The organism is Chengkuizengella sediminis, assembly GCF_010078385.1.
GTDB lineage: Bacteria > Bacillota > Bacilli > Paenibacillales > KCTC-33759 > Chengkuizengella > Chengkuizengella sediminis.
Window position 1 is genome coordinate 336,401 of record NZ_SIJC01000003.1, and the last position, 26,748, is coordinate 363,148.

The following is a 26,748-nucleotide window of genomic DNA, read 5'->3' on the forward strand; positions in this document are numbered from 1 at the left end:
ATTAATATTGGACATTCAGTACATATTTTACTATAATCACATTTAAATTAACATGTATATAATACCAAGATGCCTTTATTTCTCCTTTTTTTGCTTAAAAGGCAGAATCAAATAATACCCAAAATGCTTGCAGTGCTCTCTCCTTCTTCCTTCGCGTAAATTTGTTAAAGCCGCATTGATCTCGCCACCAAGGATGATTGTAATATTAATAAGATACATCCAGATGAGTAAAGCAATGACTCCCCCAATACTTCCGTACGTTTTAGAAAAATTACCAAAATTATTTACGTAAATGGAAAATAAAAGTGAGACTATAATTAAACCAACAGTTGTAAAAATGGTTCCGGGCAGAACCTCTCTATATTTTAATTTTCGATTTGGTGCACTATGATACAAAAAAACAAAAACAAAGAAAATGACAATGAGCGGAATCAAATATTTCATCCAATCCCACACTGTTCCAAAATATAGTGGCAGCTCAAAAAAACTAAACACACGTTTACCTATCACTTCTCCAAAAACAAGCATAATAAATAAAAGTAACAGTACCAAAGCCAGATACAGCGTATATAAAATGGAAATGCCTCTGACGACTACATAGTGACGGTTTTCCGCTTCATCATAGGCCTTATTAATTCCACGAATAATTGCCATGACCCCTCTAGAGGCTGTCCATATTGTTGCAATTACTCCTAGAGATAAGAGTGTTTCACTACGACTCGATACCGTCTCCGTAATCAGGTTTAAAATCATCTGATCTGTGTTCTCAGGTAGAAGTTCTTTAATCTCCTGTAGTACATCCTCACTTGTAATAGTCGTGTATGAAAGTAATGTGATGAGAAAGATGAGGAAAGGAAAAAACGATAAAATCTGATAATAAGTTAACTGCGCAGCGATGGCATTAACTTCATCGTCTTGAATTCTGCATATCATTTCGTTGAAGAATGGTTTGATTTTCATGTGTGTTCACTCCGGATATGATTGAAGTTGATATAGAAATCAGTTCTATTTAAAAAATTGATGATTGTGTATTCAAAATGTAAAGCTATATGTTAGTATGTGGAATTTTAGGATTTTTTAACTATTCTTCGGTAGCTCATATTTAATTCACATAATAAAAATTTTGTTTTTTAGACGCTTTTTTCTGGTTTAATACAGCTCCTAAAACAGTTGCATTTGTTTGTTCCAGTAATTCCTTAGCTTTTTTCACCTGTTTTTTATCAGTTTTTCCACTCCGTATAACAAGAACAACACCATCACATAAATTAGAAACAATTTGTGCATCCGTAACTGCTAACACTGGAGATGTATCAACCAATACCATATCAAATTTTTGCAGTGCTTCATCCATAAAATCCTTCATATGTTGTGAACCAAGTAATTCAGCAGGATTACCTGGTATTGGACCACACGTTACAATAGATAAATTATCTACTCCGGTATCATAAACGATTTCATCTATTGAAGGATAAAATCCAGCTAAATAATTAGTTAGTCCATTTACTTGAGAAATTCTAAAAATATGATGTAAAGTTGGTTTACGAAGATCCGCATCAACAATTAACACACGTTTTCCTTGTTGGGCAAAAGATATTGATAAATTTGCAACGGTTGTAGATTTGCCATCACCGGGAATAGAAGATGTAACAACAATGGATCGATTGGACTGTTTACCAGAACTAAATTGAATATTCGTCCGAATAGATCGATATTGTTCAGATACAATAGTCTTAGGCTTGAAATACGTCACCATACTGCGCAACCTACTCTTATCCATTCTCTTTTCAAGTCTCAAGTGTAACCCCCCCATCATTTCCAATTTCATTATTCTGCGTTGTTTCCTTCACTTTTATTTTTTTTATTTTATTGATTGTACCTAATACAGATAATCCCAAATCATCTATGTCCTGTTCTGTTTTAACCGAGTTATCAAAAAACTCTATTATAAATATAAGTACAAGAGACACTAAAACAGATGCAACAACAGAAAGAGCAATAATTAGTGTTGGATTCGGTTTTATAGGGACACTTGAAGCCTTTGCTTCAGCCAATATCGTTACATTGTTTACATTCATTAATCCGACTATATTCTCTTTAAAGACTTGTGCAATTGTATTTGTAATCTTTGCTGCCATTTCACTGTCTTCATTCACTACTTCAATTGTAAATACTTGTGACTGACTTGCTGTTTGTACAGTAATTAAATCATTTAAATATGCGACTGAGTAATTTATCCCTAATTCATCTATTACTTGTTCCAATATAAAAGGACTTTTAATGATTACACTGTAAGTATTAATTAACTCTAAACTAAATCGAATGTCATTAGAATTAAATGGCTGAAGTTCAGAATTAGTAGGCGCAACTAGTAATTGTGTAGATGAATGATACGTAGGAGTTAAAACATAATAACTAATCAACCCACTAATAAGGATAGCTATTAAAGTAATAATGATGAGAATCCATATTTTTTTTATAATGATTTGAAGTATTTGCTTAAAATCGATCTCTTCTTCCATTATTTCCTCCAAGGATATATTCTTAATAAAAATCAAATTTTATTTATCAAGATTATTTTTTATGTCCTGATATAGCTAAGTTATGCAATTTGTATTTGCTGTAACGTGAGGGAAAGGTTTTCTCCATATTTTCACCTATACAAATTCTCATTGGATTCATCGTAAATTCACCGATCGCAACCTTCTCAACAAGTTTTTTATTAAAGTAGATGCAAAAAGAGTCATTCTCTTCCCATTTCAAAATAACTTCTCTATTACGCTTTGCTTTAAATCGTTTTGTTTTTAAAATAATGTTGTTACTATTGCCATCTGTTGATAACCAAGTTTTAAATCTTCTTTCATTTACGTCATAAAAGCAGAGGAAAAAGTTATCTTCTAAGCTGTCATGGATTATGTGATCTCGAATCATAAGAAAATATATATAGTTGAAATTTGCTATACCTCTCATCGTTTTAGTATCAACACTAAACTGAATCGCACCATTATTTTTATTAAGTTTAAGGTAATCAATAGTTGAACGATTAGGATTATCTATGATGACATTGGTAAACTCGTCTATATTGTTTATATTTTCAATATTATATTTAGGTTGTAAGTGACTGAATAACTCAGCTAACTTATCTATTTGCAGCATAGAAAATGTAAGTAAGAATCTTAAATACTTCTTCATTATCAACATCAACAGCCTTTTACAAGGAATAGTTCAAACTCTTTTATTAACAATTAAGCGATCCATAAAAGCAAGGAGTGAAGAACTCAACGATTCATCTTGGAGAGCAAACTCCAATGTAGTTTGAATAAATCCTAACTGATCTCCTACATCGTAACGTTTCCCATCAAAATCATATGCAAATACACGCTGTATTTCGTTTAATTTTTGTATTGCATCTGTAAGTTGTATTTCTCCACCTGTTCCAATCTGTTGTTCATCTAAGAACATAAAAATTTGAGGAGTAAGAATATATCTACCCATAATTGCTAACCTAGAAGGCGCAGTACCTGATTCAGGTTTCTCAACAAAATTTCTCACCTGATAAAGCCGACCATTTTGTGTGATTGGATCGATAATTCCATAACGCTCCGTCTCATCTTCATGTACCTGCTGCACTCCAATTATGGAAGCCTGTGTTTTTTCATGCTCATTCATTAATTGACGTAAACAAGGAGTGTCGGCTTGTACGATGTCATCTCCTAATAAAACAGCAAAAGGCTCATCTTCTATAAATTTTCTTGCACTCCAAACCGCATGACCTAATCCTTTAGGTTCTTTTTGTCTAATGTAATGAATATTTGCAATATTGGAGGAAAACTGAACTTTTTCTAGTAAATCTAGCTTCCCTCTTTTTAAAAGATTCTGTTCCAATTCAAATGCATTATCAAAGTGATCTTCAATCGCACGTTTGCCTTTACCTGTAACAATAATAATATCTTCAATACCAGAAGCAACAGCTTCTTCAACAATATATTGGATCGTTGGTTTATCAACAATAGGCAGCATTTCTTTAGGCATCGCTTTTGTAGCTGGTAAAAATCTCGTCCCTAAACCTGCTGCAGGAATTATTGCTTTTTTTACAGTTTTTTTCATATGCTCTCTTTCCTTATATGAATTTAATAGATATAAAATTTTATGTTCTTATCTATAAGAATATTCCAATTAATTATTAGTAATAGTAATAGTAATAGATATATTGTAATCATTACTAGAGTCTAAAAAGATTTTTAAAATAAGTATTCTTATTAACAATTCGAATAAATCATTAGTTGCAACAAAAAATGACCCTCTATTCAATTTAGAAGACCATTCATTTTATGCGTTAAATTTAATGTTTATTTAAATGCTTTTATGATTTGTATAGTTCTTTTCCCTATTGCAGGCGACAATTTAAACCCAGTGCCACTCCAACCAGTAGCTAATATAAGACCATTCACATTTGAAATTTCTTTTATTATCCCTCGCTCATTTGGCGTATATCCATCAAAACTTAATCTGCCTCCAGAAAATCTTGACTGATCAATCCAATCAAAACGTTCTTTAGCCATTTTTTTTACTTTTTTTGCTTCATCAAATAGAATTGCTTTTGATTCGTCAGGGTTAATGTCCCACTCATTAGTTGGATAACCAATTAATTGAAGTTCATTTTGTTCTGGTTTACTATATAGGTCAGTTATATTGTCAATAAAAGCTGGTGGAATTGAAGCAGATTCAGGCCTTTTAAAATATTGAATTTGAATATGTTTACTTCGGACACTATAATGTAACCCAAGTTGTTTTATAAACTTATCACTCCAAGCACCTGTTGCTAATATCACAATATCCGCGTGAATAAATCCTACTGAAGTATCTACACCCATTACCCTATTGTTATCAACCATAATCTTATTGACTTCAACACCTTCTAAAGCCAACACTCCTAAGGATCTAGCCTTATCGATCCAAACCCTTGTTGTTAACAATGGATCAGCATAACCCCCATCTGGTTCATATACTGCTGCACCAACACCCCCCCATTTTATAGATGGGAATCTATTTTTGCCTTCTTGATTGGACACTATCTCAATATTACAACCCCATTTTTTTAATTGCTCTACTACGTTATTTGCCTTCTCAGTCCATAAGTCAGGAATTAAGTTTAATAAACCTGTTTTCACATATCCACAGGAGCAACCATATGTTTCTTCAAAATTTAAAAATGTTTGAAAGCTATCTCTAGCTAAATCAGTTAGGTAAGAGTCAGTATGATATATCCTTATAAACCCACCAGATTTAAAGGTTGACCCACTTGCAAATTGATCTTTTTCTAATAAAATTGAATTAGAATACCCATTTTTAGCTAACTGATATAATATGGATGCGCCTACTACTCCCCCACCGATCACAACGATATGTTTTTTCATACTTTATTTACTCAACTCATATTGTGCTAACTGTTCTTTTATTGGGGTAAAATAGATAAAGTCATCTTTTCTTACTACTAAATCTCCTAATATTAACCTCGGTACATCTTCCCACTGCATCTGTTCATTTATGCCAAGACTTTCCCATAAATATTCTGAAAATCGAGGCATTATAGGCGCTATTAATATAGCTAACGTTTTAGCAGCCGTTAACTCTAGCGCTATACTTGTTCTAAAATCATCATATTGTGAAGATATTCCTTTATAATAGGTTTCAGATTCTCCAAATGCAGATGCTCTACGTACTAATTCAGAACACTTTCGTGTCACTTGTTGAAGCGAGAATACTTCTGGTTCGTATGATATCGAAACTTCTTTAACTGTGTTTTTTAACATTTCATAGAAAATACGATGTCGATTCTGCCAGCCTCCAGTATGTGGTGTCACCCCTTCAAAATTCACATTTATTTTATGAATTAATTTAGAAATCCACCCCTGCCAACACTGATTCAATTCATAATCCACTGTTTGTTCAAATTCAATTAATGAAAAATTTTCTTGGACTGTCTCTGCTCGTATATACGATAAATAAAACCTTAGGACATCAGAAGGTACTTTCTTCAATAAGTCTTGCCCCCATATCGCATGTCCCCTACTAGTTGAAAATTTCAAATCATCTAATCTTAGAAATTCGTTGGTTACAAAAGCAGTAGGTAATTTTATTTCTTTATCAAATGCCATATACAAAGCTGGAAAAAGAAGAGCATGAAAATAACTGTTATCAAATCCAAAAAATTGAACCACTTCAGCATTATTATTTTTCCAATATTTTCTCCAATCGCTATCCTTCTCATCTTTGCTTACAAAATCATCTGTAGCTGCTATATAACCTGGACACATTTCAAACCACACGTATAAACTTTGCCCTTGATAATGTTCAAGGGGGACTGGAATACCCCAGTCAGATGTGTGAGTAATTCGAATATCAGGTAATCCTTGCTCTAGCATTTTTTCACAAAGTGCTCGATGGTGAGACCTCATGGAAACGCCTTTGACGTAATTTCTTAATTGTTTTTCGTATAAGTTAAGAGGGAAATAAATATGTTTTGAATTTTTAATGGAAGGCCTGTGATCGCAATGTTTGCAAGCAGGTTTAATCAAATCCGTACAATCATTTGGCTGACCGCATTGTTCACATGCGTTTCCATCACTGCTTTCTAAGCAGTGTGGACACTGACCTCGAACATTTGCTTCGTGTAAATACAGATCACAACAATCACAATATAAAGATGGGACTTCCTTTTCTATCAACTTTCCATTTTCATACAGTTTTATAAAAAAGTTTTGAATGAATTTAATATAATCTTCTGAATGATTTGGACGTAAACAATTTTCCACTTTTATATCATTTAATAAAAAAGTATCTTCTATGATATCTGCAAAATAATTAGAAGTATCTATGGTAGATTTCCCTAGTTGCTTTGCTTTTAAAGATACATAACTTTGGTAATCATCCATATAGGTAATATAGTGACTTTCCATATTTTTTAATTTTAAAAAACGATTTAAAATATCTGCACCTGTATAAGGACCTGATATATGGCCCAGATGTAAATCTCCATTAGGAGTAGGTGGAGAAGCGAAGATTAAAATTTGCTTTGTTTCTTGTTTTTGTTTTAATAGAAACTCTTCCTCTAATAGTTTTATATCTTCCCACCATATACCTAGAAAAACTAAATCATGATCATCTGAACCATTTTTTAAAGTATGAACTTTAAATGCAGGTAAATAAATTACATCTCCACTCTCCACCTTCTGTTCATCTTCATCCACAGTAATAATTCCATCTCCTTGGATAATAACGAATATTTCACCTTCATGATGATTATGTGGGTCTGTGGAATTCCCTGGCTTTACCATTCCCAAAATTGAACCAAATGGAGGTTCTTGCACATTTTCCCAAGGAGATAGTCTTTTATAATAAGTCTCAGATACATTAGACAATTCTTTATGTTCTAACTTTTTCACTAACACTTTAACTAACCTCCATCCTTATTTTTGTGCTAACATATAATCTTCATGTGTATCTTTTTCTCCCATTCTATGTATAATATCTTCTAAAATATCCTCTACTCTAAATGGGATGATTGACAATAGTGTATCGCTTAAACCGTGCGTTTTTTCATTAAACCCTTGAACATAAATGGATGGAGAGAAACGATCCTTTGATAACACTCTGTGACTCCTCTCAACTTTTAAGTTTCCTGTTTCATCTTTTTCTAAATAAGTAAAAATATTGTTAAGTATTGATGGAATTTTTCTTTTATAACCTGTAGCTAAAAAATATGCGTCTGCTTTCAATTCCTCATATCCACCTTCTCTATTTAAAAACCGACCTCTTACACCTTGTTCTGTTTCAACCAATGTTTTAAGTTCCATAAACGGCAATATTTTAAATCTGTGTTGATCAGCGACCTTTTGAATATATACTTTTTTATAAATTTCTTTAATTAGATCCACATCTACCACTGAATAATTCGTATCTTGATAATTTTTAATGAAAGAATTTCTTTGATCCGTCGGCAAATTGTATACAAAATCTGTGATCTCATTATGAAAGATCTCATTTACAAATGGACTATCATCCGATTGTTTAAACGCAAATTGTTTCATGACTGATTTAATCTTTGCATTTTTATAATGATCAATCAGATAATTAAAGATTTCTGCAGCGCTTTGACCTGAACCCACCACAACAAATTCATAGGGTTGGTTTTGATCCGGATAATTATTCTTTAACTTATGTAAAAATTGTTTCGTGTGAATGATATGTTTTGAATCTAAATTGATATGAGCTGGCGTATTTGGTACTCCACCTGTGGCAACGATCACATTTTTAGCTAATACTTCGTTAATAGAACCATCCTCCATATTTTCTACAACTACTTTGGTATACTTTATGGAATATTCATCATCTTGAACGTATGGTTCTAAAGATACAACTTTTGTTTGATACCTTACTTGATTAGAAAATTGCTCAGCTGCCCAGCAAAAATAATCGTTGTACTCTATTCTAGTAGGATAAAAATCTCTTAAATTAATAAAATCGTTAAGTCGATTTTTAACTTTTAAATAATTTAAAAAAGAATAATAACTTTGCGGGTTTCTTAATGTCACTAAATCTTTAAGAAATGAGACTTGAAGTTGCATGTTTTCCATCAACATGTCTCCATGCCATGCAAAACATTTTTGGGATTCAAAAAACAAACTTGAAAGTTTCTTTTCAGATTCTTCTATTGCTATTGCTAGGGCCAGATTTGAAGGACCAAATCCTATCCCTACAACATCATAAATTTCACTATTCTCATAAAGTTCTTTTTTATCCTCTATCACCAAATATCCTCCTCAGCATATGTAAAATATTTATACATCCTATGCCGTAGACCGATTGATTATTCTAACATTCTCTATTAACATCTATACTAAAGTTTATTAAGTTGTATTATCGTATATATTGATCATTCATTCAGAATAATCCTCACTTAATTTTAAAGTTTTAAATGGAATGTACCATGTTCTAAACTTAAAAATTCGATATGCATACATAGTTGCAATCAATTCCCTAATGATGATACTAAATGAGGTAGCAATAGCCGCACCAATCATCCCAAATAGTGGAATTAAGAGCGCATTGCATACTAAATTCACACCTGCGGAAACCATGATTGCATTTTTAGCTTGTTTTTCATGTCCTGTCATATTAAGTAACTGCATTACACTTCCAGTACAACAATTTATACATTGACCAATACATAAAATAGTGAGGGGAATTGTACCTACAATATAATTTTCTCCAAAAACTGATAAAAGAATTGGTGAAAGAAGTATAGTTATTACCAATATAGGAATTGATAACCAAAAAGTAAGCATAGCTGAAAATCGAAAAACTTTTATTAAATCTTGTTTACGTCCTCCCCAGTACAATTCTGAAAATTTAGGTAAAATAATCATATTAATGGAGGAAAGAGAAAAACTAATGAGAAGGGATAGTTTAAGTACAATACTGTAAATTCCAACGACCTCTGTGTTATAGAAAATTCCTAGCATTACTGTATCTGTCCAATTTAAAATAAGTACCATAGAAGATGTTAAATACATGGGGAGAGAGATGATAAGTATTTCTTTCATACTTTTTACCTTTATTTCATCAGGTCCCCCTCTTTTTTTATTTATTTCAAATGATTGATAATCTCCATTCCATGAGAACATACCCATTAAAGCTGCTATGATAATCGCTATCGAAAGAGCATATATGATATGCAATATGTTTTTCTCAAAAAAAAGTATAAAAAGTAACAATATAAGTATAGTCCCCAGTCGTATACCAATAATTTCGTAGTAAATAGACTTTGTGATAGATTTAACCGCTCTGAAGGCTTTCGCGTATATTCTTGCAATGACCATAAAAGGTAACACAATAGATATAATTTTAATAGGAGTAATTAACAATTGTTCTTTAAATACCTTAATAGCAATTGGCTCTGCTAAAAAATAAAATCCAACACTAAATATACATGAGAGTGGCAATAGTAGTTTAATAATTTTAATAAATATTTTATTTGCTTCCTTCAAAGCATTCTGACTTCTATATTCACTAATAAATCTGACAACGGAGGTATCCGTACCAATTAAAACTAAAGTCAGTGCAATAGAAAGTAATGTGAAGGACAAGGTATAGATACCAAGTGCATCCGCTCCATATATTTTAGCAATCATAAAATTTAGTACATATAACAATACAAAAGATAAAAAACGAAGTAAAAATGTAATTCCAGAACCTTTAAGGAGTTCTCTATAATCCTTATCCTTCATATAACCATTCAATTTTGCTTGTAACATAACACGAAAAGTTTTCATTATTCTCCTTTATCATATCTATTTATATTTATAATGGTTCAAATAGACCACTACTATTACATACTATGTTTATATCAATCTTCTATTCCCATTGAATCCCCTTTTCGTAATCTATACTCAAACATCTACGATAAATATTTATTATTTCTATTTAAACAATATTTACTTATAAAATTTATAAAATAAGAATTTCTCCAATCCATCACAAGATCAGCTGCATAAGATATATAAAATCAAGAAAAAAGGTGATTTAAGATGAATGTGATTAACATATTAGATTATGGCGCTGATCCTTCTGGAAATAACGATTCTACAAATGCAATACAATCCGCTTTTGATGCTGCAGTCAACGGTGATGTGAAATCGGTTTACATGCCAAAAGGGAATTATTCTATTTATCAAACATTGTTAGTTGAGGATTCAATCAATCTTGTTGGAGATGGAAAAGAATATTCTAAATTGATTTGGAAGGAAACTACAAATACAGGGAATGAAGATTTAATTTATTTATCAAATGGGTCACGTACTGATAATTTTACTTGGTCTGATTTCCGTGTTCAATTCGCTCCAAGAGATGGTATTCATATGGTGGATGTACATCAATGGGTCCTTCAAAATATTATTACAGATACATGTGGAAGACATGGATTCTATCATGAAAATTCATGGAAAGGTTTATTTATTGCATGTATGTCTAATCAAAATGGAGAAAATGGATTCCATGCCGGTACGAATTCACAGACGACAAATGTGCTCAATTGCTGGGCTCTTGCCAATAGTAATACAGGTATCGTAGCCGCTAGAGAATCTTTTGTAAACGGCTGTACACTTGAAACGAATGAGTATTGTGGCGTATATGTAGGTAATGCAGGCGTAAATCTTGCAGGCAATTATTTTGAAGGAGAAGGAAACAATAGTAACCCATCAGAAGGGCATATCTATCACATTTTAATTGAAAATACAAATGGAGTTCACATTGGTGGTCAAGATTCTCTTAAAAATATTGACATTGGTTTAATGATTAAAAATTCAAGAAACGTACAACTCAGCGGATTAACTGGTAGGCAAGCAGGAGGGACATTGGGATCTTATGGTTGGGATAAATATGGCAATGTCGCTCTTTGGGTTACTGAGGACTGTGAAGATATTGTCATCGGAGCAATAGAATCTGTACCTATGGTCATTGAAGATTTATCCAAGGTATATTTTCTAAGAGATCGTAAACCTGACCAGGATATCCTAGATGGATATGGATTTTTTAATGAAGAAGGTAGCTATTCAGGCATTGCTGAAAATTGGATCCCTGATATTGACAAAGGAGTAGGGCTAGCCGAACTTATTGTATCAGATACTGAATCGATTGGTGAATTTGTTCAGAAAATTACAATGACATCAACCTACCAAGGGATCAATAACACTACAACTTTCAAAGCGAACACTACCTATACAATTGGTATTTTTGTAAAAAATGAAATTAAAGTTTATCTACAGGATCCAGATGGTACAAGAATAGCAGATCAAGATATTTACCCAAGTCCCTATATGCGATTTTTAGCCTTTCAATTTACAACTGGAAGCAACCCGACAGGTCCATTACGTATCCGTTCTAGAGAGGGTTCAGGTTCATTTTATATCGGGGGTGTAAAAGTTGTTGAGGGTGAATACGATATGAGTACTTTTCCTATGCCAAGTGAACATGATTTAGGAGAAACTGCATTTGTCCTCAAATCACCAAATGGATCAAGATATAGATTGAATGTTGATAATGCTGGGCAACTCATTACTAGTCCATTATAATTTCACTGCTTTAATGAACCTCCCCAATGTCTAACTTATAATATTTTGATGATATGTAATAAAGGTTACATTTCTATCATAATATATAAAATTATAGGGAAACATCTGAGGGGACGTTCATTTTTTTTGTGATAAGACTATTAAAATTAAAAAGAATCTATTCTATGATCTTACAAAGAATTGATTATGGTATAGATTCAGTTTAAAAATATGATGGAAGGAGTGGCAAGTATTATACATGAAGTAAAAAGTAAACCCATTCACTATAGAAAAAGTATAAAACTAAAAAATAGTAGTAAGAATTTAAGTGTTAATAATAAATTATTTCATTTATTCCATCAAGAGAATATAAAATATTGTCACTTTAAAAGTAATGAACATTTAGATGAAGGATTAATAGGAAAGACCGATTTAGACATTCTTGTGGATAGAAGTCAATATGTTAAAATACAAGAACTTTTAAAACTTGCTGGATTTAAACTATTCTATCCTACCGTTTTAATGAAATATCCTGCAGTAGATGACTACATTGCATTAGACAAAATTACAGGTGAATTATCTCACATACATTTACACTATAGATTAACATTAGGTGAAAAATACTTAAAAGGTTACAGTTTGAGATGGGAAAAAATCATTTTAAATACACGTATTCTTAATCTAAACCAAAATATATACATCATTGATCCAAACTTTGAAATGATACTTTTATTAGTAAGACATGCCTTAAAGTTAAGACTTAGGGATATTCGCTTTGCATTAAGTCGAAATGACTTACAAAAGGAATTTAATCAGGAATATATTTGGTTAAAACAAAGAATAATCCCATCAGAATGTTTGAATATCTATCAATCAATATTGGGTCAGGTAGGGGTCGAAACCTTTAAAGAACTTATCCATTCTAAACCTAACTTATTTAATCTATTTAAATTCAAGAAAAGCATACATCACGCATTACGTGGTTATAGATCATATGGCAATTTCTCAAGTCTATATTTAAGAACAGTCAGAGAGTGCAACTGGGTTTTAAGTGGAATAAATAAAAGATTCTTTCGATTTGCCTTCCCTTATAGAAGAACACTACCAGCAGGTGGATTGGTTATCTCGTTTATAGGTTGTGATGGATCTGGTAAATCAACTATGATAAAAGAATTAATTCCTTTATTTTCTTGGAAGATTGATACATATAAAGAGTATTTAGGTAGTGGAGGTGGTTCAAGCTCAATTTTAAGATATCCGCTAAAACTCATGAAAAAATGGTTTATTAACAAACTTTTTAATAAACAAACATCTCTGAAAGAAGATATGAGTAATGCAAAAAAACATCATACTCGTTTTAAGACCTTTGCTAAATTCGTATGGGCTTTAACACTTGCTTACGAAAAAAGAAATAAGTTAATTAAAATTTGGAAACTTAGAAATCTAGGCTTAATGGTTATCACAGATCGATATCCGCAACTCCAAGTTAAGGGTTCTAATGACGGACCGTTGTTACACGAATGGAAAAACCATAAAAACTGGATTATAAAATATTTTGCAAATTGGGAGAGCAGACCTTATGAATGGGCAAATAAAAACCCACCTGATATTGTAGTTCGATTAAATGTAACAGCAGAGAATGCATATCAAAGGAAAAAAGATATGAAATTTGAAGAATTTAAAAAAAGAGTAGGGGATATTAGCTCTCTAAAGTTTAATGAGAAGTCAACTGTTGTAGAAATAAATGCAGATCAACCGTTAAACCAAGTTCTTTCAGAGGTGAAATATAAGATATGGAGTCATATTTAAAAAACTTTGAAAACGATAATATTATGGTAGAGTTTCTAGGTGTTCCAGGCACTGGTAAAACAACCATCTCACATATGGTTTCAAAATCTCTATCCAAAAATGGTGTTCATGTTCATGAACCTACTTATGCCATGAATTCAATGGGAAAAACAAGGAGGCAATATACGAAGATATTATCCATAATCAAGGTTTTTCTTATTGCACCAAGAACATGTATATATGCTATTAAATTGATTATTCCATCCCAACAAAAAAGCCTCAAAGACTTCATTAAAACCGTTATTAACCTCTTATTTATTATATTTATCATAAAATCTTGTTCAAATAAAAAAGGTGTCCATATTTTAGACCAAGGTTTTTTCCAAGCGATATGGTCTATAGAATATAGTGCAAATCATCATATAGAAGGAATAAAGATAAATAAGCTTAGGAAAATGGTCTACTCTAAACCATTATTAGTCATTGATATTCATGCAGTTCACACAGAGGTACTTCAAAGGTTAAATTTAAGAGAAACAAACTACAGTAGAGTAGAAAAAGAATTTTTGAATAGTTTAACAGAACAGCATATCCAACTATCATATGAAATAATAAATCGATTGAAAGATGAGATTCAAGAAGGATGGAATAAAGAGAAGGATTTAGAGTTAATATCATTAAACAATGATACTGAAGAGTTACTATATGCAAACACTGATATTATTACAGAATATATTTTGAGCTTATTGAATAAGTCTACACTTTCTAATACCAATAAGATCCATTAATCATTAAAATAAATAGAGACTTGTCTTAGATGCTCGTAGATTATGAACATCTAAGACAAGTCTCTTTTACGCACTAATAAAATATTGAACTTAGTTGCTGATATATTATTTGTTAATTAGCTGCTGCCACAGGTTTTCTGACATTTAGAATATCCGTTAATAACTCAATTCTTAATAAATTACAATTAAATCTACAATACTCACCCTCATCAAATACCCATTCACCATCAACATATACATACCTTCCTGGAATACCATCTATATACATTTGACTGGGGGAAATGGTTCCAAAACATACTTGCATTTCATTGATTAAGTAATTACCCTCTTTATCTTCAAAAATATCAAAAGACATGATGGAAATATTTAGCTTGTCAGTCCATTCTTTAACCAAATTCAGCAAATCTTTTGGAGGGTCTGCCCAATCTCCAAGGGAACCAGAACCACTGCGGAGTCCATTTTTCCCTTTTGCTTTCCTTAAACCAAAATAAGATTTACCTATCCTTATCATTCTCCACTCCGTTTTCATATCTATCAGTTCTTGTATGTGAATATATCCCTGACTTCTTTCTGAATATGGATAATACGCTCTTCTTGTTTTTGAATACATCCATAAGGGTCTAACAAAGCTTTTTAAATATTCAGGAAAATCATGAAAAGAGTGATAACCTCTAAAAATATTACCCGTAAAAAAGGACTTATAAATTTGATAATTTAATTTCAATCTAGAATTTATTTTTTTCACACCAAGCCCCCCACTCCCTCCATCACTTTTGACCATTTTAGGAAAGCTTGTAGTCTCTTTTGCAAATTGTAGTGCTTCCTTTATATTTAAAAATGTATGGGATGGTACATGTGGAAGTTGATGTATCTTATAAAAATCCAACATCATTATTTTAGATTCATAGTATAAAATACTATCAAGATCTGGAACACATTTACCTTCAATTTTATCTTTAATAAGAAGTATTCTACTTAGGAATAAATTCATCCATAATCTTGTTTTCGTCGGAGGTCTTATAATGTACCCATCACAATTTGCCTGCTCAAATTGTTCAATCCAATCATGTGAGAATATATCAATTAATTCATATTGTACAGTCACCTCTTGACAAGCTTCAATAATAGGTCTCTCATATCCCTCAGGAGTTATAAATATTCCAATTTTCATATAAACTACCTCACTTCTACCATTTACTTATATAGGTAAACCATTCGTACTTTATATTGGTACTTTGTTTTTTTATTTTCTCTATATTGTATTTGCGATATCAGATAATATTGTGTGAACGCTTGGTCTCCCTATAGAATAATATTCAATCCCTGCTTGTTTAACTTCATCTAACTCAAAACAATTTCTACCATCGAAAAGAATCGGTGTTTTCATTAAAGAGTGCAACTGATTTAACGGAATTTGTTTAAACTCATCCCACTCTGTAACAATAAGCGCAGCATCAGCATTACTTAGTGCCTCTTCTTTTGTTAAGCTAACATTTACTTCTGATGGAAAGAGTTTTTTTGCACTTTTAGCGACTGGATCATATGCAGATACCAAAGCCCCTTCTCGAACCAATTCTTTGATTATAATAATAGAGGCTGCTTCTCTCATATCATCCGTATTTGGCTTAAATGTTAAACCTAAAACTGCAATCTTTTTATTTCGTAAGTTCCCAAATCTCTCTTTCGTTTTTTCTATCATTAATATTTGATGTTGGTCATTAACTTCTATAACAGACTTTAACAATTTAAAGTCATGATTATATTGTTCAGCTATTTGAACTAAAGCTTTTGTATCTTTTGGAAAACAAGAGCCACCGTATCCAATACCTGCATTTAAAAACTCACGTCCAATTCTATGATCTAATCCCATACCATCAGCTACATTTTCAACATTAGCTCCAACCTTATCACATAACATAGATATTTCATTAATAAAACTAATCTTCGTAGACAAAAAAGCATTGGATGCATATTTAATCAATTCTGCACTCTGAATATCTGTTTTATAAATTGGGATTTGAATTGGATTAAAAATACGTTCAAGAACATCAGCTGTTAGTTTATTCTCCGTACCAATTATGATACGATCCCCATTAAATGTATCTTCAATCGCAGAACCTTCTCTCAAAAATTCTGGATTGGAAGCTATATCAAAACGAATATTATGGTTCACTTTATTTTTAATGATTTTTTTTATTAAATTGTTGGTTCCTACAGGAACGGTACTTTTTGTTACAACAATCGTGTGTTTTTTTATATTTTTGGCAATATCCTCTGCAACCTGCTTGATGTATGTCAAATCTGCTGATCCATCATTATTTTGCGGGGTACCTACTGCAATAAAAATGACTTCACCAAAACCATACCCAAGTTTTTTATCTGAGGTAAAAGAAAGTCGATTTTCATGCATGTTTTTTTGGAGCAGTTCTTCTAATCCTGGCTCAAATATGGGTGAAACCCCTCTATTTAACTGTTTTATTTTATGTTCATTTACATCTATACATAAAACGTTATGTCCTATATTTGCTAGACAAACACCAGTAACTAATCCTACATACCCTGTTCCTACTATGGAAATCCTCATTAATAAAATCACACTCCGTAAATAAAATTAATCATAATATAGTACAAAGATTTTAAAGTACTCTTTCTTTAATTGTCCTTGACATTGAGTTTGAACTTGCCATATTAAGAATCTTTCCACGTAATTCTTCTTTGTTTATTGAATCAAATATATGTATAAAATAATTAATTTGATCAATATTATGTACGTTAGACTTCCCAACATAAATCTTGTTCGATACTTTTTTCTCCTGTACTTCAGATTTATCCAGTAATTCTTCGAATAATTTTTCTCCAGGACGTATGCCTGTGTATTTTATCTTGATCTCTTCTTCACTATAACCTGATAGTTTAATTAAATTCTTAGCTAAATCTTTTATTTTTATGGGATTACCCATATCTAGTATAAATACTTCACCACCTTTAGCTAGTGTCCCCGCTTGAACAACTAGTCTAGAGGCTTCTGGAATGGTCATGAAATAACGTTCCATTTCTGGATGAGTTACTGTAACAGGTCCTCCTGCTTGAATTTGCTTTTCAAAAACAGGAATGACACTACCTCTGCTCCCTAGTACATTACCAAATCGAACCGCTACAAACCGAGTTTTACTTATCTTATCCATATACTGCACGATCATTTCTGCTATTCTTTTGGTTGCTCCCATGACACTTGTTGGATTTACCGCTTTATCTGTAGAAATCATGACAAAAGTATCTACATTGGCTTCATCTGCTACTTCTACCACATTTTTAGTTCCAATAATGTTATTTTTGACGGCTTCCTCTGGATTACGTTCCATCAATGGAACATGTTTATGAGCTGCAGCATGATAAACAATATTTGGTTTGTGTTTCTGCATAATATATTTTATTTTTTCTTTATCTTGTATATCTGCGATCTCAGTAATATATTCAATGTTAGCGTGCTTATTTGTCAATTCTTGCTCAATTAAGTAAATACTATTTTCACCATGTCCTAGTAATATTACTTTCGTAGGTTCATAATTAGAAATTTGTCTACATAACTCAGACCCAATTGATCCTCCAGCCCCAGTAACTAGAATCGTTTGATTTTGGATAGATTGGAGTAAATTATGATCATCAAACTTAACTGGTGCTCTACCTAATAAATCTTCTATTTTTATATCTCGGAACTGATTTACTGCAACTTTACCCATCATTAAATCTTCTATTTTTGGAAGAATTTGTGTTTTGGCGTCTGTTTTACTACATTCTCGAAAAATATCATTTAATTTCTTTTTACTAATCGAAGGAATTGCAATTACAATATTTTCAATATTCATTTTGTTGACTGTTTGTTCGATTTTTTCTATACCCCCTACAACCGGAATACCCATTACATGTAGAAGGTGTTTTTGCATATCATCATCAATAAATGCCACTGGATTAAGTTTAGAATCATTCTTACCCACAAGTTGTCTTACAATCATCGTGCCGGTTGAACCCGCACCAATAATTAATGTCCGGTTCCCTTTCTTATTCACCCTTTCCTTTAAATCCATTCTATATAAACGCCAAACAAATCTAGTTCCCGCAATTAACATCATATGCAACATCCAAGTAACAAATAATATACGAAAATAGATATCTTGATAAAAAATAAATTGTATTAAACCTACAAACCCAATCGAAAAAGTAACAGAATTAATAATTGCCATTAATTCACTTATACTTGCATATGCCCAAACACGCTTATAGAGTTTGTGTATCCACGAAAATAGATGGTGAAATATTAGTAATGAGACCGACATCAATAATAGAAATGGGGAGTAAGAAGATTGAATATTTAAAATAAAGTGACTAGTATATATTGCCGTTAGAACAATTAGTGAATCAAAAACAATAAAGAACAGTGCTTTTTTTCTATAGGTCACAAATTGGCTCCTTTCAAAACAGTTTATAGTTGGGTTTCTATTAAGTTATATAAAAATATTTCTCTATGTTAATATAGTTTTTACATTCATTTAACGTTCGTTTTACAAATTATATATATTCAATTATTAAATGTTTATGTCTAAAACACTTCGAATTTTCTGTAATAAAAAGCTTTTAAACATATGATTTGAAAATCTTTCTTATTGTTTATGTTTTATGGTTTTTTCCAAAAAAAAGAAGCGAATAGATGTTATATAAACTTACAAATATTCTAACTCCATTTAATGTTTAATATGTAAAATTAACCTAGTTTTTTAGGTTGTGTTACGATTTCTTTTTAATCTGATTGATTAAAGCAAGCATCACTGGTCGCATACTAGGAAACATATATACTATTCCAAAATAGAAAATTACACATATGATAATAGAGATAAAACTCCAAACTAAACCACTAAACAATTGTTGTAGGAAAAAGCCTAAGAATCCCATAGTAATTGCTGCAACAATAGTTGGAAACACATTTCTAATAACTTTAATTATTGGAATTCCAATCGCAAACTTCATGATTAAAAAATGGACTAAAACTCCTTGTAATCGGATCCATGATCGTGCATATACAAGTGCCCAAAATCCATATTTTGAGCTTATTATACAGACAGGTATCAACACCATCAAATGAAGTACTTGACCTAAAAAAGATAACTTTGGCCTACCCTTCGCTCGATACACTTCACTACACAAATATCCAAATACAATAATTATGGCACTTGTCAGAGCCCAATTGCCAATTACTCCACTCGCTTCACTCCACTGATTCCCTAAGAGAATTTGGGTTGCTAGATCACTATATAAATAGACGCCGACACCTAAAGGAATAATGACTATAGAAACGGCTCTTTGTGTTTTGAAAAACATACGATTAAACTCTTCTTTATTATTCTGCAATCGAGACAATGCTGAAAATAAAACAGGAACAGTAGCAGATGTAATGATTGCCATAAGTGTGTTAACCATACTCAAGGAAATTTTATATACCCCTAAATAATATGAATTTAGTACACTGCCAATCAGCAAGACATCCACCCATACCGTAACCCATATAGAAATTGCCTCAATTAACGACCATATACTAAACGACAGCATTTCTTTTAAAATTCGCACTTTATAAAATAATTTGGGTTTCCACTTTGATTTAATCGTCAAAATAATAGCGTTAAGAAGTTCACCACAAAGATTTCCTATTATAAGTGCCCAGTAGCTAAAGCCCATAAAAGCCAAAGGTATCGTTACAAAAAATGGCATACAGACTGAAACTATTCGGACCAAAAACAATGTTTTAAAATCAAAATCACGTTTATACAAAGACATCTGTATACTTGAAAATGATGTAAGTGGTAATTGTGCACAAGCTATGACTATAACTATCCCTAAACCCGGATTTCCTACTAAAGCTGCTATTCTTTCATAAAACAAAGCAATAATGCCCCACAGAAATACGGATATTCCTAAATTTGTCCAAAAAGCAACGTTAGTATTCTGATACTTTTCCTCCTCATTATTAAATTCATGTTGTACTAAATATTTTTGAAATCCAGCATCAGTAAACATATCTGCAAAGCTGATTATCATCGTTATGGTTGCCACTATACCAAAAGCTTCTGGTACTAGTAATCTAGCTAAAATCATATTCGTGATGGGGATCACTAATTTTGCTGCTATTTCGGTTATTAATGCCCACTTTGTTGCTTTAACCATTTTTCCGTGTAGTTCTTTATGATTCAATATTTTTTACCAAATGGAATATTTTGATCAATAAACTCGTTCCTGAAATAAGTCAGCTCATGCATGTGAATATCCCCCCCTTTATTTTCTATGCATCTATCTCCTCACCATCACTTAGATCACAAGCAATTAATGCAATGAAAATCCACATTAAGGTATTTCTAATTCCATTGTGTGTTAATCCATAGACCATAATTCCTACAAATAAATAAAACTCTCTCCATCTATTGTATTTAAATGCATTTATGATAATAAAAGTAAATATCAAAAATCCAACTAGTCCATAACTTAAAAATATATTCCCCAAGGTAGAATGGAATTCTTTATAACTATTAAATCTCCAAAATCCACCTTCGCCAGCTCCAAAGATTAAATACTGGGGATGAATAAATATCCTATCATAACCTCTTGTACTTACTTCTTCTATTGAATTAATGTCTTTTCCAACCACTCTTTTATTTAATCCATAATAAATTTTAGAATCAGTAATCAAACTACTGTCATAGTAGATAAAAAAAGTAAGAATAAAGGAAATCAACAAAAATCCTCCTAAGATTACTCTCATTAATCTTCTTTTTAAAAGAAGGAATATACTTCTATTTTTTAATATATACAATCCAATGATAATAACCGAAGCTCCAATTGCTCCTCTTGATAAAGATATTAAGGAAAGAAAAAAACAAGTAGTTAAAGCTGTTATGAATAAATGTGCTTTATCTTCTAATTTTCGTTTAGAATATATTAGTAAACACAATGAAACTACACTAAAGTAACCCAGTTGGTTAGGATTATTAAAAAAACCTGTATCTCTACCTGTTGTTACTCCATTTAAAAGCATAATTAACAATGTTTGGAGTAAAATTGAAATTAAAACTCCCCAGTATACAGCTTTAAATAATTTATTTCCATGTCGAGAAAATAAAATAATTACTAAAAAGCAAGCTAAAAAATTAAAAATATAATAAAGTGTCATTTTATAAACTACTTCTCCTAAGATCACAGTCCATAAAATATTTATAATTGCGATATATGAAATAAATAAAAGGTTTAATATAATAAAACTACTATTCTTTTTTTTAATTTTGACTTTCAATTTATTGATAAAAATCATAAAAAATAGTAATAATAACATAATTAAATCTGCCATTTGGAGACTACCGCTTGGAAGAATATAAAAAGGTTTTACAATAAAATATAGTATAAATAATCCTAGAGTAAGTTTATAAAAAAGTGGATTGTTATGTTTATGAATAGGTTCCATTTTAAATTATCCACCTCCCAAAGCACGAATTAGTTATCCATTAGTTTGTCTACATATTTTTTATTAACATCCATAGAATATGTTTTGAACTCATTTAGAAAATCATTTCTTCTCATATCCAACTTTTCATGGTAGTAATCCCTTGACTTATTAAAATTACGAATTGCTTGATTTTTCATTTCTTCTTTGTCAGATAATAAACTGTTAATTTTAGTGGATAACTCGTTGCAATTCCCTTTCTTAAAAATGTGTTTTTCCTCTACTAACTCAGGTATACCACCTGCATTTGAAGCAATAATTGGACATGCTCTGCTCATTGATTCAATCACTGCCCTTGGTAACCCTTCTTGTTTACTAGGTTGTATGTATATATCAATGTTATCAATCCATTGAACTATTTTATTTTGTGGAACTGCGCCTAGAAATACGATTTTATCTATAACTCCAAATTTCTCAGCTATTGATTTTAAATAAGAATCATCACCATTGCCTGCAAGTTGATACTCAAAATCGTACCCTTCCTTTGCTAACTTTGATATCGCCTCTATAACATATTCCTGACCTTTAAATTTCACATCTATTGCCGCTGCTGTTCCAAGAATAATTTTATTTGATGTTTTTAACTTATGTATTTTATCTATTCTATTTATAAGTACCTGCTCATCTATAAATTCAATTTTCACATTAGAACAGCTTATATTTGTACCGTTTGTAGGGTATCTTTTTTGAAGAAATTTATTTGTAACATAAAGAACATAGGGTGCACTTTTAACTATTTTTTTTAATTTCAAACATGAAAGAGGGGCTAAAATTTTCCCTGCCAGATTACCATAATTCCATAAAGCATCCCAAGGGCATCCTACAACTTCTATTGCATATGGCTTATTTTTTTTAATAGCATATTCTATTGCAATTGAGCCAATTGAACTTGATCTAGCTATTACACAATCTGCATCTGCAACTTCTTTTTCAATTATTTTTCTGGCTTCAAGAATTTTATAAAATTTATTAATAGATTTAAAATTTGGAACTTTTATAAACTTCACATGTTCAGTCGTGGATAAAGACATTTTTTGTATTTGTTGATGAACAGACTCCTGTCTTGAAATAAATTTCACTTCATCAAAAACGTCTGTATATCTCAACAATACATGCTTTGGAAAACTCCCATTGCTATAATACTCATTATTATATTTATAGAATATGTGATCGTGAGCAAATAATAACTTCATAAATCGGACCTCTCTTATATACCAAATTTACCCTTTATATTTATATCCATTGCAGTCATAACCACTTTTATCAATACATCTTTAACTATGATTTATTCAGTATTTAATAGTGTTTGGTAATTTTGATGTATTCTTTGAGCTACAATGGTTTCAGTAAATTCTTGTTCGATTCTTGTTCGTGCATTGATCCCATATTCAATTAACTTATACTGATATTGTTCATCCATCCATTGACTCATCTTTTTACCCAGAGAAAGAGCATCAAGTAAATCCACTAATTCCCCAGTAACATGATCAATAACTAATTCCCTTGTCCCTAATACATTCGTAGCTAAGACTGGTTTTGAAAAAGCCATAGACTCCATTAATATTCTAGGTATTCCTTCTTTTTCAGACGTTAATAAAACCGCATCTGCGAGCTGGATGTAATCATGAATATTTTCTTTATATCCTAAAAAAATAAATTTATGACTTACCTTTAGTTCATCCGTTAGGTTTAATATCTCATCTTTAAGGATTCCATCCCCTGCAATCAGCACTTTAAAATCAAACTGTTGATCCATTTTGCTAACTGCATGGATTAATAATTTATGATTTTTTACAGATTCCAATCTAGCTGCCATCAAATATATAAATGTGTCTTCACATAATCCTAAGCTGTTCTTTAAATTTGTTATTTGTGTTGAATTTAGTTTCGGTATGAGATCTAACCTTTTTAAGTGAACACCGTTACCCTCATAACCGGTGAGCACTCTTTTGGGAACAAATTTTTTTATTTTTTCTAAATCTTCTTTATTTTGAGAGAAATAAGCACCACTAAACCAACTGGCGACTTTTTCCAACCACTTATAAGTACTATATAGTGGAAAAGACTGCCCTTCATAAAATGGGAGTCCATGACTTGTATGGGCTACGATTTTTTTTCTTGCCATATATGCAGCAATTCTACCTATGAAACCTGCTTTTGCCGTGTGGGTATGAATGATGTCATAATCACTATTTTTTAACACTTTATATACCTTGATTAGACTTATCATATCCTGAATAGGCCGAATACTACGAGATATATGAACTGGGATATGTTTAAACCCAGCTAACTTAATTGCTTTTGCTAGACCTGTGTCTGAAGACATAAAATCCACTTTATATCCACAGTTTTCTAATTCCTTCATTTTATCTACTAACATACTTTTGATCGTGATATCAACCGTTGTGATATGAAGCACTTTGCATGTCTTTTTCATAGGCACATGACAAGCTCCTTCTATTAAAATATGAAACTTCCACTCGAGTGAATAATCCTGTTTGTTTTCTTTTCATATGTATGAAGCTTGTTATTTTATTATTCCGATTTATTTGATTTAGAAAATGTTTATTTATATCTAATATTTCTGTCATAAATCTATGGAAACTGCATATTTTGGAAGAGGCAGATTACTAGAGAATGTAATATGATCCTGCTCATATAGTAAATTTCTTGTCAGTTCAAAGAGAGGAATAATATAAAATGAAAATTCCATTTTCAATTCCGTATGTTGGCGAAGAAGAAAAACTAGAAGTATTGGATGCCATTAATTCTAATTGGTTAAGTAAAGGTCCAAAAACTATACAATTTGAGAAAATGTTTTCTAAATATGTAGATAGTCCATTTAGCATTGGACTCAATTCTTGTACGGCTGGATTACACTTAGCTTGTTTAGCTCTAGGTATTGGTGAGGGAGATGAGGTCATTGTCACACCTTACACTTTTGTTTCTACTGTAAATACAATTATTCATTGTGGTGCCATTCCTGTATTTGTTGATATCGATTTTCAAACGATGAATATAGATGTCCCGCTCATAGAAAAAGCAATCACAAATAAAACAAAAGCGGTTATTCCAGTCCATTTTGCTGGATATCCTTGTGAAATGGATTTGTTATTGGATATTGCAGATCGACATGGTTTAAAAATTATAGAGGATGCTGCACATGCCGTATACACACAGTACAAAGGGAAAATGATTGGTAGTTTAGGGGATATTACCTGTTTTAGTTTCTATGCCACTAAAAATTTAGCTACGGGTGAAGGTGGAATGTTAACTACTCAAAATGAAGAAATTGCCGATCGAATTCGAGTAATGAGCTTACATGGAATGAGTCGTAATGCTTGGAATCGTTATGGGGATCAAGGTTCCTGGTTTTATGAAGTACATGAGGCTGGATTCAAATATAATATGACGGATATTCAAGCTGCTTTTGGAATAGCTCAGTTAAAAAAATTAGAACATATGCAAACATTAAGGAAGAAATGTGCTGATTTATACAACAAAGCCTTTACTGAATGTGAAGAACTGATTTTACCACATGACTCCCTCGAACATCGTCATGCTTGGCACTTATACGTCATTCGACTTAGAGAAGAGATGTTAACCATAGATCGAAATGAATTTATCCAAAAATTAACGGAAGTTGGGATAGGTACAAGTGTTCACTTTATTCCTGTACCACAACATCCTTATTATCAAAAACTTGGATATGATCTTAGCGATTATCCTCAAACTCAAAAAGCTTTTGAATCTACCATTTCCCTTCCCTTCTATCCTGGGTTATCAGAATCTCAAATTCATTATGTGACTGATCATGTCATCGATATTATTTCGAAATATAAAATATGAAGGTGATTCTATGGCCAAAAAGTTATTTGATTATAGTTTTTCAATCCTTGGACTCCTTTTATTAAGCCCAATGTTAATTATCGTTTCTATTTATATCAAATTAGATTCTAAAGGACCTGTGTTTTTTAAACAAACTCGAATAGGAAAAAATGAAAACCCTTTTCAAATTTATAAATTCCGAACGATGATCCAAGAGGCTGAGCGTGTTGGAAAACAAATTACAGTAGAGAACGATCCTCGTATTACACGTCTTGGCCTGTTCTTACGCAAATACAAAATAGATGAATTTCCGCAGCTTATTAATGTACTAAAAGGAGAAATGAGTTTGGTTGGGCCCAGACCTGAAGTACCAGAATACGTTCAACATTATACACAAGCTCAAATAAAAGTATTTACTGTTCTCCCTGGTATTACGGATGAAGCTTCCATAAAATATAAACATGAAAATCACCTCTTAAGTGAAGGAATAAATAGTGAAGAGATTTATATTCAACACATTATGCAAGATAAGCTTAAAATCAATCTAAAATATATAGATCATGTTTCGTTATGGCTAGATTTAAAGATTATATTGAGGACGTTATTGGTAGTGTTTATAAGAAAAGAAAAAGGATATAATGAGACATACATCAACCAGTCTGAAGATTCTAATGAATCAAAATTCTTAAAAGAATGA

General features: G+C 31.5%; 21 protein-coding genes. 5 read left to right on the forward strand and 16 right to left on the reverse strand.

The window, feature by feature from the left end; genetic code table 11:
- Window positions 1-75: 75 nt before the first annotated feature.
- The 9 genes from EPK97_RS08720 to EPK97_RS08760 form a co-directional block, all read right to left on the reverse strand.
- On the reverse strand, window positions 76-960 hold the full coding sequence (locus EPK97_RS08720) for a YihY/virulence factor BrkB family protein (RefSeq protein ID WP_162036228.1): 885 nt from the start codon (window positions 958-960) through the stop codon (window positions 76-78).
- A gap of 142 nt (window positions 961-1,102) precedes the next feature.
- Window positions 1,103-1,810 carry a CpsD/CapB family tyrosine-protein kinase gene (locus tag EPK97_RS08725; RefSeq protein ID WP_162036381.1) on the reverse strand — a complete coding sequence of 236 codons (708 nt, stop codon included), beginning with the start codon at window positions 1,808-1,810 and terminating at the stop codon, window positions 1,103-1,105.
- The gene (locus EPK97_RS08730; RefSeq protein WP_162036229.1) at window positions 1,785-2,519 is read right to left on the reverse strand and encodes a YveK family protein; all 735 of its coding nucleotides are present in this window, start codon (window positions 2,517-2,519) and stop codon (window positions 1,785-1,787) included. The genes EPK97_RS08725 and EPK97_RS08730 overlap by 26 nt, the downstream gene beginning before the upstream one ends.
- A gap of 52 nt (window positions 2,520-2,571) precedes the next feature.
- Window positions 2,572-3,189: a hypothetical protein gene (locus EPK97_RS08735; RefSeq protein WP_162036230.1), complete on the reverse strand. Its 618-nt coding sequence runs from the start codon at window positions 3,187-3,189 to the stop codon at window positions 2,572-2,574.
- 33 nt (window positions 3,190-3,222) lie between these two features.
- Entirely contained in the window at window positions 3,223-4,104 is an 882-nt protein-coding gene (gene galU, locus EPK97_RS08740) for a UTP--glucose-1-phosphate uridylyltransferase GalU (protein WP_162036231.1), read from the reverse strand.
- Window positions 4,105-4,346: 242 nt separating this feature from the next.
- Window positions 4,347-5,414, reverse strand: a complete 1,068-nt coding sequence (locus EPK97_RS08745; protein WP_162036232.1) for an NAD(P)/FAD-dependent oxidoreductase — start codon at window positions 5,412-5,414, stop codon at window positions 4,347-4,349.
- Between the two features lie 3 nt (window positions 5,415-5,417).
- Complete coding sequence (locus EPK97_RS08750; RefSeq protein WP_162036233.1) at window positions 5,418-7,448, reverse strand: class I tRNA ligase family protein; 2,031 nt, start codon at window positions 7,446-7,448, stop codon at window positions 5,418-5,420.
- A gap of 18 nt (window positions 7,449-7,466) precedes the next feature.
- On the reverse strand, window positions 7,467-8,807 hold the full coding sequence (locus tag EPK97_RS08755; RefSeq protein WP_162036234.1) for a SidA/IucD/PvdA family monooxygenase: 1,341 nt from the start codon (window positions 8,805-8,807) through the stop codon (window positions 7,467-7,469).
- A gap of 129 nt (window positions 8,808-8,936) precedes the next feature.
- Window positions 8,937-10,331, reverse strand: a complete 1,395-nt coding sequence (locus EPK97_RS08760; protein ID WP_162036235.1) for a flippase — start codon at window positions 10,329-10,331, stop codon at window positions 8,937-8,939.
- Between the two features lie 255 nt (window positions 10,332-10,586).
- Here EPK97_RS08760 and EPK97_RS08765 point away from each other — a divergent pair, with 255 nt between their 5' ends.
- The 3 genes from EPK97_RS08765 to EPK97_RS08775 all read left to right on the forward strand — a co-directional run bounded on the left by EPK97_RS08765 (window position 10,587) and on the right by EPK97_RS08775 (window position 14,683).
- Window positions 10,587-12,128 carry a right-handed parallel beta-helix repeat-containing protein gene (locus EPK97_RS08765; protein ID WP_162036236.1) on the forward strand — a complete coding sequence of 514 codons (1,542 nt, stop codon included), beginning with the start codon at window positions 10,587-10,589 and terminating at the stop codon, window positions 12,126-12,128.
- Window positions 12,129-12,350: 222 nt separating this feature from the next.
- On the forward strand, window positions 12,351-13,916 hold the full coding sequence (locus tag EPK97_RS08770) for a nucleotidyltransferase family protein (RefSeq protein WP_162036237.1): 1,566 nt from the start codon (window positions 12,351-12,353) through the stop codon (window positions 13,914-13,916).
- Complete coding sequence (locus EPK97_RS08775) at window positions 13,901-14,683, forward strand: AAA family ATPase (RefSeq protein WP_162036238.1); 783 nt, start codon at window positions 13,901-13,903, stop codon at window positions 14,681-14,683. The genes EPK97_RS08770 and EPK97_RS08775 overlap by 16 nt, the downstream gene beginning before the upstream one ends.
- Before the next feature lie 112 nt (window positions 14,684-14,795).
- Here the strand turns inward: EPK97_RS08775 and EPK97_RS08780 are convergent, their stop codons facing one another.
- The 7 genes from EPK97_RS08780 to EPK97_RS08810 all read right to left on the reverse strand — a co-directional run bounded on the left by EPK97_RS08780 (window position 14,796) and on the right by EPK97_RS08810 (window position 24,660).
- Window positions 14,796-15,854: an ATP-grasp domain-containing protein gene (locus EPK97_RS08780; protein WP_162036239.1), complete on the reverse strand. Its 1,059-nt coding sequence runs from the start codon at window positions 15,852-15,854 to the stop codon at window positions 14,796-14,798.
- Between the two features lie 81 nt (window positions 15,855-15,935).
- Window positions 15,936-17,267: a UDP-glucose dehydrogenase family protein gene (locus tag EPK97_RS08785; RefSeq protein WP_162036240.1), complete on the reverse strand. Its 1,332-nt coding sequence runs from the start codon at window positions 17,265-17,267 to the stop codon at window positions 15,936-15,938.
- Between the two features lie 52 nt (window positions 17,268-17,319).
- Window positions 17,320-19,140: a polysaccharide biosynthesis protein gene (locus tag EPK97_RS08790; RefSeq protein WP_162036241.1), complete on the reverse strand. Its 1,821-nt coding sequence runs from the start codon at window positions 19,138-19,140 to the stop codon at window positions 17,320-17,322.
- 325 nt (window positions 19,141-19,465) lie between these two features.
- The gene (locus tag EPK97_RS08795) at window positions 19,466-20,923 is read right to left on the reverse strand and encodes a lipopolysaccharide biosynthesis protein (protein ID WP_205690242.1); all 1,458 of its coding nucleotides are present in this window, start codon (window positions 20,921-20,923) and stop codon (window positions 19,466-19,468) included.
- A gap of 88 nt (window positions 20,924-21,011) precedes the next feature.
- The gene (locus tag EPK97_RS08800; protein ID WP_162036242.1) at window positions 21,012-22,184 is read right to left on the reverse strand and encodes an O-antigen ligase family protein; all 1,173 of its coding nucleotides are present in this window, start codon (window positions 22,182-22,184) and stop codon (window positions 21,012-21,014) included.
- Window positions 22,185-22,213: 29 nt separating this feature from the next.
- A complete protein-coding gene (locus EPK97_RS08805) occupies window positions 22,214-23,416 on the reverse strand; it encodes a glycosyltransferase family 4 protein (protein ID WP_162036243.1) in 1,203 nt (400 codons plus the stop codon).
- A gap of 92 nt (window positions 23,417-23,508) precedes the next feature.
- Window positions 23,509-24,660 carry a glycosyltransferase family 4 protein gene (locus EPK97_RS08810; RefSeq protein ID WP_240903759.1) on the reverse strand — a complete coding sequence of 384 codons (1,152 nt, stop codon included), beginning with the start codon at window positions 24,658-24,660 and terminating at the stop codon, window positions 23,509-23,511.
- 263 nt (window positions 24,661-24,923) lie between these two features.
- On the opposite strand from EPK97_RS08810, the gene EPK97_RS08815 reads away from it, so the two are divergent.
- The gene (locus EPK97_RS08815) at window positions 24,924-26,072 is read left to right on the forward strand and encodes a DegT/DnrJ/EryC1/StrS family aminotransferase (RefSeq protein ID WP_162036245.1); all 1,149 of its coding nucleotides are present in this window, start codon (window positions 24,924-24,926) and stop codon (window positions 26,070-26,072) included.
- 10 nt (window positions 26,073-26,082) lie between these two features.
- Window positions 26,083-26,748, forward strand: coding sequence for a sugar transferase (locus tag EPK97_RS08820; protein ID WP_162036246.1), 666 nt, complete (start codon window positions 26,083-26,085; stop codon window positions 26,746-26,748).